The sequence below is a fragment of the Paenibacillus enshidis genome, assembly GCF_042136365.1.
In the GTDB taxonomy this organism is placed as follows: Bacteria; Bacillota; Bacilli; order Paenibacillales; family Paenibacillaceae; genus Paenibacillus; species Paenibacillus enshidis.
The window spans coordinates 150,763-165,604 of the sequence record NZ_JBHHMI010000001.1; the positions used below are offsets into that span (position 1 = coordinate 150,763).

The window sequence follows — 14,842 nt, forward strand, 5'->3', positions numbered from 1 at the left end:
CGTTTTCAACGATTATATAAAAAATAACATGTTCATGAGAATGCTGTTCATTTTTTCGTTCATCTCTATTATTACAATCATCACGCTGTCCTATATCGTCTTTAGATCGATTGCGGATGCAACGATCCGGCGTGAGCTTGAAGTGCAAAAAGCCGCTATGGAGAGCGTGGACCGCTATATCCGCCAGCAGTATGAGGCCGTGCAGGATATGGTGAGCGATCTGCACCGGAATGAGGCGCTGTCGGCGAATACCTCCTATTTCATGGAGCATGCTTATGCCGATTATGTGCAGCACCTGACGGAAGGCTTCTACACGAACAGGGATGATTATTCCACGGATACACAGACACATTTTCAGAACCTGGTGGAAGAACATGCGAATATCCGCCATGTGCTGTTGTACAGTGCGGAGCAGCAATATTTGTCGAACTTCAGCCGGAATATGGAATTCAAGCAGCGGCATGAGAATGCTGCCCATTCTTTTGTGCCTGACGTGATGGCGATGGAGACACCCAATATTAGCGCGCCAAACTACTGGGTTCGTAAAACCATTGATGAATGGGACCCTGCGCTCTATGCGATTCGTGTACCGATCAACAATAAGCAGACGCTCAAAAATGTCGGGCAGTTCATGGTATTCCTCGATTCGCAGTCGATCGGCCAAGCGCTGGCGAACTACAAGAACAGTCTCAAGGGAGATATCGTTGTGTTATCCGCGAAAGGCACGGTGCTCTTCGACTCCAGCGGACAATATTACGGGCGCAGTTATCCTTATGTGAATGTGGAGAATGCCTTGTTTGACAGCACGGGAGCGGGTGTGGTGAACAAGGTGCAGGAGAGGTATGTGAATCAGTTAATTGCTGCTGATGAGGGTTATGTCGTGATTGGGGCCGTCCCGGCAAGCGAAATTGCTGAGGCCTATGCGGGCATTCGTAATACGATTCTGCTGCTCAGCCTTCTGTGCCTTTTGTTTGCCATCCTGGTACCGGCGTTTTTCATTATGAATTTTGCCAAACGGACACGCAGAATTATCCGGTTCATGCATAAGGTGAAGAAAGGCGATCTGACCGCCCGTATCCATGATACACGTGAGGACGAGCTGGGGCAGATTGCAAGCAGCTTCAACGATATGCTCGTGGAAATGAATCATTATATAGATCGTGTGTACAAAGCAGAGATCCGGCAGAAGGAGACGGAGCTGGTGGCGCTGCAGGCGCGGATTAATCCGCATTTTCTGTACAATACGCTGGAGGTCATCCGCATGAGGGCGGTGTCGCAGGGGGCGAGGGACGTCGGGGATATGATCTACAGTCTGTCCGTTTTATTCAAAAGCCAGGTACAGCAGAAAAGCAACCATACCCTGAAGGATGAGCTGGAGGCCTGCCGCCTCTATCTGGAGCTGTTCCGTATTCGCTATAAGGATATCTTTATTTATAAGATCAAGGTGGATTCCAGGTTTTATGCCTGCCCGGCCGTTAAGCTGTCGCTGCAGCCGCTTGTCGAAAATTATGTCATTCACGGTATCCGCACCGAGCGCACGGACAACAGGCTAGAGATTGAAGTAAAGGAAGCGGGGGGCGTGCTGATGATTGAAGTGCGCGATAATGGCAAAGGAATAACGGCTGATCGTCTGGATGAAATCCGTCAGGAGCTGGCGTGCCAGGAGGAATCGGGGCGGATGTTCGGACTGCGCAGCGTGCATAGCCGATTGCGATTTCTCTATGGGCCGGATTACGGCATTACCATAGAGAGCAAGCCGGATGAAGGAACAACGATTCAGGTGCGCTATCCTGTTGAAGAGAGGACAGATGCTTAGATGTATAAAGTATTCATGGTAGATGACGAGCCATTCATCATTGAAGGGCTGTACGATATTGTGGACTGGGCCGCCTTCGGGCTGGAAATTGTGGGCCACGCGGGCAACGGGCAGCTTGCGCTGGAGCGCCTGTCGTCCCAGCCTGCGGATATCCTGATTACCGACATTTCCATGCCGGTGCTGGACGGTTTGCAATTAATACGTGAGATGAGACAAAGGCAGCCTGAGCTGAAGGTCATTATTCTTAGCGGGTACAATGATTTTGATTATCTGAAGCAAGGGCTGCAGCTCGGGATTGATAATTATCTGCTTAAGCCGATTAATATCGAGGAACTGGAGGCCACGCTGCGCAATATTGTGACCAATCTGGACAAGATGAGACCCACTGATGCCTATGGTATTCAGATTTTGAAGGATAATACGCTGCATCGGCTGTTAACCGGACAAATTGCATGCAGAGAATTCGAGGAGCGCGCCGAGTTCATGGGCATTACCCTGGATGGACCTTATATCGGGGTAGCCTCCATACGTGCGGATTCGGAGCAAATGCCCTTATTCGCAGCGGTGGAGCAGCGGGCGAGGGAGGCGGCCTGTCCCGTTCTTTTTCACGATGTGCACGGGGATACCGTGATGATTGCCAATCTGCCGGATCGAGACGAGAGCGCTCATGCTTTTAAAGACTGGCTTGCATCTCTCGCGGCGGAGCTTACAGAGGTGTATCCGTCGCTGCTGATCGGCATCGGGGGCATTGCGCAAGGACTGGAAGGTGCACCGGCAAGCTACCGTGAAGCGAAGAAAGCGATGGAGTATATCATGGTCTATCCTGAGCTGAAAATGATTGACTACGAACAGCTTGGAGCTGGCCGCGATCCGTCTGCGGCTTTTACGGTGTCGTGGACCGATTATGCAAAGCTGATGATGGCCCGAAATCAGGAGGGGCTTGCCAAGCGGGTACGGACGGATTTTGCGCAGCACAGTGATGGAATGACCCCTGCCGGACTTCAGCATGCCGCGCTAGAGCTGGTCATCCGCTTCAAGATGGAGCTGGAGCAGATTAAGCATACGGATGAATCGGCCATCTTCCAGACCGGGCTGCAGCGGGTGCTGTCCAGTACGACGTTGGAGGAGCTGGTGCTGGCTGTGCAGGAGGTAGGGGCGGCGACCGTGCAGTCCCTGCTGCAGGATATGAAAAATCCGACGGTCGGCCAGGTGCTGAATCATATTCACGCTCACTATGCGGATGAATTGTCCCTTAAGCTGCTGGGCGCGCAGTATCATCTGCATCCGGTATATCTGGGGCAATTGTTCCAAAAGGAAACAGGGGAGACCTTCGCGGAGTATATCAATAAATACCGTATTGAGCGGGCCAAGGAGCAGTTGAAAAATACCAGCCTCAAGGTTCATGAGATCGCCCGTAATGTGGGTTATTGGGAGACAGGCTATTTTTACAAGCAATTCCGCAAGTATGTGGGAATATCGCCTACCGACTTCAAAACGCTGGGTTAGCTCTGTGTCAGAAATCCAAGGGTTCTCTTTAATTTGTACCCGGATTTATTAAGTTTGTATTCTTTATGAAACGGCTTTCATTCGTTACAGTTAAAGGAGCAAACGATAGAGCTAAGGCATTTTGCAAAAGGGAGGATCATAATTCGATGAATAAGAAAAAAAGACGATTGTCCTTCGTGCTGGCGTCACTGATGTCGCTCGTGCTTGTCCTGAGTGCCTGTGGAGGCGGAGGAAGCAGCAATGGCAATGGCGCAGATGGCTCCAGTGGCGAAAAACCGGTCGAGCTCATCTGGTACACCATCGGTACTCCGCAAAAAGACGTGGACAGGGTTATGGAGGAAGTCAGCAAGTATACCCAGGAGAAAATCAATGCCACCGTCACCATGAAAATGGTGGATTGGGGCGACTATGCACAAAAGATGCAGGTCAATGTGGCCTCTGGCGAGCCGATGGATATTCTCTTTACTTCTTCCGGTGGATTTGATTATGTGCAGAATGCCCGCAAGGGGGCTTTTCTGGAGATGGATGAGCTGCTCGGACAATACGGTAAGGAGCTGACACAGGTCGTTGATCCAGCCTTCCTGAACGGCTCCAAGGTTGACGGACATAATTACGGCATCCCTGCCAATAAGGAGCTGCCGCAGCAGGAGGTATGGCGTTTCAATAAAACGCTGCTGGACAAATACAACCTGGATATCTCGAATGTACGCTCACTGGACAGTCTGGAGCCGCTGCTGAAGACGATCAAGGAAAAGGAGCCTACGATCACAGCTTTTGCCATGGATAAGCAGTATGTGCCTTATGTGCCGTATGACTATATTATCCAGAATCTGCCGATGGCCGTGAAGCTGGACACCAAGGATTACAAGATCGTCAACATTCTCGAAACAGACGAAATGAAAGCCGCGCTCAAGACGATGCACAAATATTACAAAGCAGGTTATGTATCGCCGGAAGCGGCCACGACGGGATCAACCAATGATCTGACCACTTCGGGCAACTGGTTCCTGGATCGTGCACAGACACAACCCCTGGCGGAAAATCTGTGGTCTGCAAGTTATGGCTATCCTGTCGTAACTACGCCGGCAAGTGATGCGATTATCACGAATATGTCGGTACAGGGCTCCATCATGGCCATCTCGGCCAATTCGGAATATCCGGAGAAAGCGATGCAATTCCTGAATCTGCTGAACACCGACCCTGTGTTGCGCAATATGGTGGATTCCGGTATTGAAGGAGTCCATTATAAAAAGGTTGATGACAAGTATATGGAGAACCTGCCGGAGTCCAAAAACTACGACATGCCGTCGTATTCACTCGGCAACAATATGCTGCTGAACCTGAATCCCAATGACCCTGATAACAAATGGGACGAATTCAAGAAATTCAATGCCGAAGGCGTCAATTCCCCGATCCTGGGCTTCAACTTCGATGCCAGCAAAGTGTCTACAGAGCTCGCAGCCGTGCAAAATGTGAAGGAGCAATTCTGGGCTGCCCTGATGACCGGCACACTGGATCCTGAGCAGAATCTGGATCAGGTGATCGAGAAGTTTAATGAGGCGGGTCTGCCGAAAGTGATGGCCGAAGCCCAAACCCAGCTTGATGCCTGGAGAGCGGAAAATAAGTAAGTCATAGGAAAGGATCGGGCGGTCGCATGTGTGCCCGGTCCTTTTATGCAATTCATCAACGCCATTACAGGAGGGATAACAAATGGCTGCATTTTTCAAGAACCTGCTCAAAAATAAAGTCATGCTGTTCATGGTGCTGCCTGGGGCCGTGTGGTTCTTCTTTTTCTCATATTTGCCCCTTGTAGGCACCGTCGCAGCCTTCAAACAGTACCGCTTCAGCCGTGAGGGCTTCTGGGCAAGCCTGGCCAAGAGTGATTGGGTTGGCTGGGATAACTTCAAATTTATTTTTAGCAACAATGACGCACTGCTGATTACACGTAACACACTGCTGTACAATCTGGCGATTATTTTTCTGGGCCTCGTATTTGCCGTGGGTTTGGCCATCCTGCTCTCCGAACTGATCAACAAACGGCTGGCCAAAATCTATCAGACGGGCATGTTCCTGCCTTACTTTCTGTCATGGGTCATCGTCGGTTATTTCGTATTCAGCTTCCTGAGCTTTGACCGGGGCATGCTGAATCAGATCATTGGCTGGTTTGGCTTCGAGCCGATCCAGTGGTACTCGGAGGCGAAGTATTGGCCGTATATCCTCGTATTCGTAGCTCTCTGGAAGACCATTGGCTACAACAGTATTGTTTATCTGGCCTCCATTCTCGGCATCGACAAGTCACTCTACGAAGCGGCCATGATCGACGGTGCCAGCAAGTGGCAGCAGATTCGCAACATTACGATTCCTTTGCTCTCGCCGATCATCATCATTATGACGCTGCTGGCTGTGGGACGGATTTTCTATGCCGATTTTGGCCTCTTTTATCAGGTTCCGCGCGATTCAGGCACGCTGTATGCGGCTACCAACGTTATTGATACCTATGTATACCGCGGTCTGAAAACGACGGGCGAGATCGGCATGAGCACCGCCGCAGGGCTGTATCAGTCTGTGGTCGGTTTTGTGCTTGTCCTCATTTCCAACTATGTTGTCCGCAGAATCGATAAAGACAGCAGTCTGTTCTAAATACAAGATGAGAGGAGCGAGCGGTATGGTGCAGGCTGCTGCCAAAAAAAGGGATTTTCATAACATATCCCGTGGATGGAACATCATTCTGAATATCATTGCAGGTTTGTTTGCTTGTATATGCGTGTTTCCTTTTTTGTTTGTGGTCATTATTTCCTTGACCGACGAGAAGGTATTGGCGCGGGACGGCTATCGGTTGATCCCGGCCGAATGGAGCTTCGCCGCTTATGAGTTTGTATGGCAGAGTGGAGATGCGCTGCTCCGTGCCTACGGGGTGACCATTCTGGTTACCGTACTGGGCACGATCATCAGCCTGATGCTGATGTCGCTTTATGCCTATGCAATTTCACGCAAAAGCTTCCGTTACAGACGGTTTTTCTCCGTTTTTGCCATTTTGACGATGCTGTTTAACGGTGGCATGATTCCTACGTACATGGTCGTATCGCAGTTGCTCGGTCTGAAGGATACGCTGTGGGCCTTGATTCTTCCGCTGGCCATGAATGCTTTTTATATCATGATTCTGCGGACCTTCTACTCCACGAGCGTGCCGGATGCCCTTATCGAGTCCGGGAAAATTGACGGGGCCGGGGAGTTCTATATTTTTCTGAAAATTGTAGTTCCGCTGTCGCTGCCGGGTCTCGCTACCATTGGTTTGTTCAGCACACTGGGCTACTGGAACGATTGGTTTAACGCACTCTTGTATATCGATAATCCCAAGCTAGTGCCGCTGCAGTCGATGCTGATGCGGATTGAGTCCAGCATCCAGTTCCTGCAGCAGAATTCGGCGGGCAGTGCCATGAGTTTGCAGGCCTTGCAATCCATTCCGCAGGATACGTCACGTATGGCGATGGTTGTGCTGGCCACATTGCCGATTATTTTTGCATATCCGTTCTTCCAGCGTTATTTCGTGCAGGGACTTACCGTCGGTGCTGTCAAGGAATAAGGAAGATCATAAAGCAGGAAGATTTCAAGGGGAAATGTAGGCAGACATGTGAACGAACCACAAGCTGTCGAGTTGCAGGTACGGGAGGTTTGACTTATGGAACGAATAAAAAGATTTATCCGCGAATTGTCCGAACGGCAGTGGCTGGAGCAGCAAGAGCTGCGCGGTTGGGACATTACGCGGGCTTACTATAATGTACCGGGTGATTACAGGCATATAGAGCCTTATCCGCAAGGACAAGGCCCGGACCATTATCCGAGCGAGCAGGGGACAACTTATTTCTTCAAAATGCGCATGGAGGTTCCTTCTGAATGGCAATCCGGCTCGTTTGGGCTTGTCTTTGAGTCGGGCGGGGAAGGACTGCTGCGTGTAAATGGACGCTCCTATCAGGGGCTGGACCGTAATCATACTTATGTAACGCTTGATCCAGCCAGTATAGGGATGACACCTGAGCTTGAGATTGAATTATTCGATCCGGTGCCTGAGCCTGTCGATCCTCTGAATCAGCAGGCGGTCATTCAGCCGCCCATTACTTCCATCCGCAGTCTCCTGGTCAGACCAAATACGGCGGTGCAGAGCTTGATGTATACCGTGACGGTTATACGGGATTCGGCTGTGCTGCTGCCTGAGGCAGACCTGCGGCGGGTGCGCTTGCTTGAAGCGCTGTATGCCGCCATGGATGCATTTGTCAATCTGAACGAAGAGGCTGTCTGCGTAGGCGAAAGCATACGTCTTATTGAAGAGAAGCTCATACAGGCTGTCCGTTCCATCGGAGGCCATGCCGAAGGCCTGGAGCATATGGTCGGCCAATCTCATATTGATATTGCCTGGCTGTGGCCGGTGCGGGAGACGGTGCGCAAGACGAGCCGCACGTTCTCTACCGTGGATGCTCTAATGAATGAGTACCCCGAATACAAATATACACAAAGTCAACCTCTGCTGTTCGCCTTTCTCAAGGAGCATGATCCCGAATTGTATTCACGGGTGAAGCAAAGAATTGCAGAGGGGCGGTGGGAACTGGTCGGAGGCATGTGGGTGGAGCCTGATCTGAATATTCCGAGCGGTGAATCCCTGATGCGCCAGATGTTGTACGGCCAGCGCTTTTATCAGGAGGAATTCGGTGTGACCTCCCGCATCGAGTGGTTGCCGGATACGTTCGGTTATTGCGCTTCGCTGCCGCAGATTCTGAAGCATGGCAAGGTGCAATATTTTATGACCACCAAGCTGGGCTGGAATGATACGAATGTGTTTCCGTATGATCTGTTCCATTGGGTGGGTATTGACGGCACGGCAATGCTGTCGTACCTCAATCATGGCGTGAACGAGCATACACTTCCGAAGGACATTCATGATCACTGGCAATCCTATCGTGAAAAAGCCGTGCATCCCGAGCAAATGCTGCTCTATGGGCACGGTGACGGCGGCGGCGGGGTTACGCGCGAGATGCTCGAATATATCGACCGCTCTGAGCTGATGGTGGGACAGCCTGCCAGCCGCTACAGCACGGCCGCCGAGTTCTTTGCAGGCATAGAGAGGCAGCAGCCGCGCATTCCCGAGTGGCACGGCGATCTGTATCTGGAACTGCATCGGGGCACCTATACGACACATGGACGCAACAAGCGGAACAACCGCAAGGCAGAGGTGCTGTACCGGGAAGCGGAGCTGTGGAATACGATCGCCTGGCCGGGCATGAGGCAGGAGCAGCGGGGCGAGGTCTATTCCATGCTGCACGAGGGCTGGAAGCTGATCCTGCTCAATCAGTTTCACGATATTATTCCTGGCTCGGCCATCACTGAATCTTACGTAACTTCGGATAAAGAGTATGAGCAAGTGTTCAGGCTGGGGCAGCAGGCTTTACAGGAAGGGCTAAAGGCGCTGGCACCATCCATTCGTACAGAAGAGGGACCGGCCAATTCAACGCCATACGTGGTCTTCAATGGTCTGGGCTGGAGCCGAAGCACGGTCATTCATATTCCGGCTGACGTAACGGCTGGTGCGGAGGCTGTGGATGCGGGAACTGCAAATGCAGATGCGGGAGTTGCAGATGTGGGAGCTGTAGATCCGCAGCCGCAGCAGACAAAGCAGTGGATCGTGTTAGATGACCAAGGACAGCGTCTGGCGGTGGATGTGGAGGAAGGCGGCGTCTCTGTGCTCGTGCCGGACATTCCTGCATTTGGTTATAAAACAATTTGGCTGCAGATGGAGCCTCCGGCTCCGGCTTCGGAGCGTAAGGAGGAAGTACCTCTGCCGCTGTCGGAACGGAGCTTCATGCATACCTGGGAGACGCCATGGTACGAAGTAGGCTTCAATGAACGGGGTGAGATGACCCGCCTGTTCGATAAAGCAGCTCAACGTGAGGTGTTGAAGCCGGGTGAGCGGGCGAATCGTTTTTATTTCTTCCACGACCGTCCGACACTGTGGGATGCCTGGGATATCGATCCACGGTATGAAGAGCAAGCGGCGGGTGAAGCTGAATTGCTGGAATCCCGGCTGCTGCTCTCCGGCACAACGAAGGATGTGCTGCGCTTCCGCTGGCGGCTGCATCGGTCTGAAATTACGCAGGACATTATTTTTTATCATTACCAGCGCCGCATTGATTTCAAGACTCATGTGAACTGGCATGAGGATCATAAGCTGTTGAAGGTTGGTTTTCCTATCGATGTGAGGACTGAGAAAGCCACCTATGAGATTCCCTTTGGCACGCTGGAGCGGCCGACGCACCGCAATACGAGCTGGGAGCAGGCCCAGTTTGAGGTGTGCGGGCACCGTTTTGTGGATGTATCTGAATATGGTTATGGAGTCAGTCTGCTAAATGATTGCAAATACGGCTACGATGTGCAGGGAAGCACAATTCGTCTGTCTCTGCTGCGTGCGCCTAAATGGCCGGACCAAACGGCAGACCAGGGCGAGCATGACTTCACCTATTCTTTATATCCGCATGAGGGAGATTGGCGTTATGCCCATACCGTGCGCCAGGCTGCGGAGTTGAATCATGAGGCTCCCGTGTTCGCTGTGGAGCGACAGGCGTCAGTCCATGCTGGAGACGCTCATATCCGGACTGCAAAATCCGGACGCTTGGGTGCAGGAGTAGGGGAAGGCACAAATACAGGTGCAGGTATAGCTACATCTACAGGTTCATGGCTTTCCTTCGACAGTGAGCATGTTGTGCTCGATGCGGTCAAGACGGCCGAGGAAGGGACAGGCACGATCCTGCGTTTTTACGAATCTTCCGGGAAGCGTGAGCGCATCTCACTGCAGTGGCCTTACCCCTACGAGCAGGCTTATATCTCGAATGCGCTGGAAGAGCCGGGAGAGCCAATCTCCATGCAGAACGGCCGGTTGGAGCTAAGCTTTGCCCCATACGAAATCAAAACGGTACTAATCCAATGAACTAATCTCGCCTAAACAGATGGATGAAAAGGAGTGCAAATTTTTTAGATATGGAACAATTCCGACTACCCCAGATCCCCATGCCTGCACTTGAGCTGCCCCGCGCTGTTCAGCAAGTGTTGGAAGAAGCTGAACAACAACTGCAGCACAGGCCAAAGCTGCTGCAATTATTCAAAAATTGTTTTCCGAGCACACTGGAGACGACCACCAAGCTGATGGAGGACGGGACAACCTTCGTCATTACCGGAGATATCCCGGCCTCCTGGCTGAGAGACTCTGTAGAGCAAGTGATTCATTATATCCCATTGGCCAAGGAAGACAAGGATCTGCAGCGCATCATCGGCGGTCTGATCAAACGGCATATTCAATATCTTCATATTGATCCTTATGCCAATGCCTTTAACGAGTCGGCAAACGACTGGCATTGGAATACAACGGACGAGACGGACATGTCTCCATGGGTATGGGAGCGCAAATTCGAAATTGACTCGCCATGTTTTGTCGTTCGTCTAGCCTATCTATATTGGAAGGAAACCGGATTAACGGATATTTTTGATGTCAGCTTTAAAGGCGCTCTGCGTAAAATCGTAGACCTGTTCAAAACCGAACAGCATCATGCGCAGTTATCTCCTTACCGCTTCACACGCAATAACGGCATCCCGACAGATTCTTTGCGTAACAAGGGGCTCGGCATGCCGGTGAACTATACGGGGTTGATCTGGTCCGGATTCCGTTCCAGCGATGATGCCTGTGATTTCCACTACAATATTCCGGGTAATATGTTCGCGGTCGTAGCCCTGCGGCAGATGCAGGAGTTTGCAGAATGGGTGTTCCGGGATATGGCTTTGCTGCAGGAGCTTAGGGCACTGGAGGAAGAGGTCGTGCACGGGATTCAGCTTTACGGGATCTACCGTCATCCGGAATTTGGCCCGATTTACGCCTATGAGACAGATGGCTTCGGCAACTATTGCCTGATGGATGATGCGGGCACCCCCGGACTGCTATCCATTCCTTATCTGGGTTATACGACAGCGGAGGATCCGATTTATCAGAACACGAGACGTTTTGCGCTCAGTAAAGAGAATCCCTTCTATTATGAAGGAAAAGTGGCGAAGGGGCTCGGCAGCCCGCATACACCGCCGGATTATATCTGGCATATGGGCTTATCCATGCAGGGCCTGACGGCCCAATCGGCTGAGGAGAAGCTGGAGATGATTCGCCTGCTGGAAGCGACGGACGGCGGCACAGGTTACATGCATGAAGGCTTTCACGCTGACGACCCGTCCGTCTTCACCCGCAAATGGTTCGCCTGGTCCAACAGTCTGTTTTCACAGTTGGTCTATAAGGCGATGAAGGAAGGTTTGTTATGAGTCAGATAAGCGCTGTGAATGGGCGCATTCTTATTTTCTGTGACGCGGGATTTCCGGGGATGTCCGCGCTGCCTGAGGCAGGCATTTGGGGAGAACTCGGACATGGGCAGGTCCGGGTAGTCGGAGCGGCGGAGCTGACGGAGGCTCTGGAGGGCATGTCAGCCGGGGATTGCTTCGTCAATCTGCATGCGCCTTATTTTCCTAAACCGTCCTGGACGGCCATTTTAACTTATTTGAAAAGGGGAGGAAGCCTGCTGAACGTCGGCGGAGCGCCCTTCAAACGGCCGGTCCGCCGCCAGGAACAGCAATGGGTCGTCGAGGCGGAGCAAACCGCCTATCATCAGGAGTTATTTATTCATGAGGCGTTAAAGGTAACGGCTGTTAAGGTAACGGCTCTGTCTGCCTCCGAGGCGATTCCTCTGTTCGTTGGTTATGAGGAGCTGCTGGAGTCGGCAGATACCTGGAATTTGGTGCCTCATACGACGAAAAGCAGTGATTTGCCGCATCAGATGGGCTCTTCCGGACCTATGAGCACCCAGATTTATCCGTTGCTTACCGGCGTGAGTAAGGATGGCAGGCATATCGCGGCCCCGGTCGTGCTGTGGGAAAATTCACGCGGCCCCTTTACGGGCTCACGATGGATGTTTGTGAATCAGCCGCTGACGGCTTCTTTTTGGGAGAAGGGCGGCGCTGCGGAGCTGTTGAAATGGGCGGAGTTCTGTGCGAACGGCGTGACGGAGATATCGCTTAAGTCTAACTATGCTTCCTACGAGCTTGGGGAACGGCCTGTATTGACGCTGCAAACGCAGATTTTGCAGCGGGGGGAGGAACGCCGCAGCCAATCTGAGCCCTGGACCTTTGCATTGCGGATCGAGCGTGAAGTTCAGGGTCAGCAGGACCACACCGAACTGGTATGGGAGCATACGCTTCGTGCCGATGTGACCGGAGAGCAGCGGTTTGAGCGTTTTTCATTGCCTTTTGATGTACAAAACGGACTGTACCGGGTCATCTGCCGTGCAGAGGGGCCGGGCGGTGAGACGCGTATGCTCCGTCAGGGCTTCTGGGGGCAGGATGCTGCGCTGCTGGCTGAAGGAGAGCTCTTGACACGCGGCCGGGATTATTTTATGAAAGGTGATCATGCCATGCCTGTTGTGGGCATGACCTATATGGCCTCGGATGTGGCGCGGAAGTTTCTGTTTTTGCCGAATCCGGATGTGTGGGACCGCGATATGGCACAGATGGCCCGCGCAGGCATTAACTGGATTCGGACAGGGGTATGGACAGCGTACCGCAATATGATGCAGGTCGATGGCCATGTCTCCGAGGAGGTACTGCGTGCGATTGATGCCTTCCTGCTTACGGCCAAACGTCACGGGCTGCAGGTTACGTTCACCTTTTTCTCGTTTACGCCGGAGACGTGGGAAGGAGTCAATCCTTATCTGGACCCGCAGAGCGTAGAGGCGCAAAAACGGTTTATTCGCAGCATCGTGAGCCGCCATCAGCATACGACGAATGTGGACTGGGATCTGATCAATGAGCCGTCCATGTTTGACCCTGCCCGCATTTTCTCCAATGGACCGCGCACGGCACGGGATATTTATGAGCAGGAGGCTTTTGTGGCCTGGCTGGAACAGCGGCACGGTACGATTGAAGCGCTGCAGGAGGCATGGAATATGTCGCCGCAGCAGCTCCCGGATTTTGCGGCTGCGGTCATTCCGGAGGCGGAGGACATCAACTTTGATGTGCAGGATATGCATCAGGCCAAAAAAGGCACCAGATGGCTGGATTACTGCCTGTTTTCCATGGATATGCACAATGTCTGGGCGAAGCAGCTCGTAGACGTCATCAAGGATTTGTGTCCGCAGCAGCTCGTTACCGTGGGACAGGACGAGGCACTCGGAGCACAGCGGCCTTCACCGTTCTTTTATCAGCAGGAAGTGGACTACACGACGGTGCATTCCTGGTGGCTGAATGATGATCTGGTGTGGGATGGCATTTTTGCCAAAACGCCGGATAAGCCTTGTCTCGTGCAGGAGACTGGCATCATGTATGTGGAGACGCCGGATGGACGCGCCAAGCGCACGGAAGAAGAGCTGCATAACCTGCTGGAGCGCAAGTATGCGTATGCCTTCGCCACCGGAGGTGCGGGAGCGGTACAGTGGATATGGAACACGAATTTCTATATGGATAATGCCAATGAATCGCATATTGGCGCTTTGCGTGCAGACGGCACGGAGAAGCCCGAAGCGGCGGTATCTTATGATTTTGGACGTTTTATGCAGCAAATTGCCCATTTGTTCACGGATCGCAGTTTGGAGGATATCACTGTGGTGTTCCCGTATTCCAACGACTTCTCGAACCGCGCATTGGCTTATGAGGCGACAACAAAATTGACCCGGGTCATGGCCTATGAACTCAAGCTGCCGTTCCGCGCGGCATCCGAGTATCATCTGGAATCCCTGCAGTCCCAACCTCCGAAGCTTATCATGGTGCCGAGTCCACATAATCTGGATAGCGGCGCATTGGAGCAGCTTCTCCAGCTGGTGCAGGACACAGGCAGCCATTTGCTGGTGACAGGGCCGTTTGGTCTGGATGCTTATTGGCGCATGACGGATCGGGCTGACGGCATACTGGGTGAACGCAGGCTGGGCAATGTGCAGCGTGAAGAAGTATTGGATATTCAAGGCGCCCTTCATCGTTTGACCTATGGCCGGCGCCGGATTGCAGAGGTAGCCAAGGAGGAACGGATACAGGAGCAGAATGACGGCCAGCCTGCAGGGGTGATGCAAGTGTTGTTCGGTAAAGGAAGCATTCTCTGGAGCCCGCTGCCAGTCGAATTGAACGGACGGGAGGAACCGCTGGCTGCTCTGTATCGTTATGCTGCCGAACTCGCAGGGGTAACAAGTGAGCTGGAGTGGCTTACGGGAGGCGAATGCGCGGGCGTATATGGCCGGAAGCTTGCTTTTGCAGCAGGCAATTTGTATATTTTTGTGTCCGAATACGCTATGCCTGTTCAAGTACATGCCAGAGATACGGTTACAGGTATCTCCTATGAATTTCTGCTGGAGAAGAATCGGTCTGTTTTGTTTGCTACCGATGCGGATGGCCAGCTCCTGGCCGTATATCGTCCTGAAGAAGTCGAGATTACACTACATGGGAGAGAGGTGGAGTAGGCTG

Annotated in this window: 8 protein-coding genes; all 8 read left to right on the forward strand. The window is 52.4% G+C overall.

Annotated elements, in window-relative coordinates; translation table 11 throughout:
* Nucleotides 1–34 precede the first annotated feature (34 nt).
* Nucleotides 35–1,816: a sensor histidine kinase gene (locus tag ACE41H_RS00655; RefSeq protein ID WP_375352554.1), complete on the forward strand. Its 1,782-nt coding sequence runs from the start codon at nucleotides 35–37 to the stop codon at nucleotides 1,814–1,816.
* Nucleotides 1,817–3,322 carry a response regulator gene (locus ACE41H_RS00660; RefSeq protein ID WP_375352555.1) on the forward strand — a complete coding sequence of 502 codons (1,506 nt, stop codon included), beginning with the start codon at nucleotides 1,817–1,819 and terminating at the stop codon, nucleotides 3,320–3,322.
* Nucleotides 3,323–3,468: 146 nt separating this feature from the next.
* A complete protein-coding gene (locus ACE41H_RS00665) occupies nucleotides 3,469–4,950 on the forward strand; it encodes an ABC transporter substrate-binding protein (protein ID WP_375352557.1) in 1,482 nt (493 codons plus the stop codon).
* A gap of 82 nt (nucleotides 4,951–5,032) precedes the next feature.
* On the forward strand, nucleotides 5,033–5,962 hold the full coding sequence (locus ACE41H_RS00670; protein ID WP_375352558.1) for an ABC transporter permease: 930 nt from the start codon (nucleotides 5,033–5,035) through the stop codon (nucleotides 5,960–5,962).
* A 25-nt stretch (nucleotides 5,963–5,987) separates the two neighbouring features.
* A complete protein-coding gene (locus ACE41H_RS00675; RefSeq protein WP_375352560.1) occupies nucleotides 5,988–6,905 on the forward strand; it encodes a carbohydrate ABC transporter permease in 918 nt (305 codons plus the stop codon).
* Nucleotides 6,906–7,001: 96 nt separating this feature from the next.
* On the forward strand, nucleotides 7,002–10,295 hold the full coding sequence (locus tag ACE41H_RS00680) for an alpha-mannosidase (protein ID WP_375352562.1): 3,294 nt from the start codon (nucleotides 7,002–7,004) through the stop codon (nucleotides 10,293–10,295).
* A 50-nt stretch (nucleotides 10,296–10,345) separates the two neighbouring features.
* Nucleotides 10,346–11,665 carry a glycoside hydrolase family 125 protein gene (locus tag ACE41H_RS00685; RefSeq protein ID WP_375352563.1) on the forward strand — a complete coding sequence of 440 codons (1,320 nt, stop codon included), beginning with the start codon at nucleotides 10,346–10,348 and terminating at the stop codon, nucleotides 11,663–11,665.
* The gene (locus ACE41H_RS00690) at nucleotides 11,662–14,838 is read left to right on the forward strand and encodes a beta-galactosidase (RefSeq protein ID WP_375352564.1); all 3,177 of its coding nucleotides are present in this window, start codon (nucleotides 11,662–11,664) and stop codon (nucleotides 14,836–14,838) included. The genes ACE41H_RS00685 and ACE41H_RS00690 overlap by 4 nt, the downstream gene beginning before the upstream one ends.
* Nucleotides 14,839–14,842: the final 4 nt, after the last annotated feature.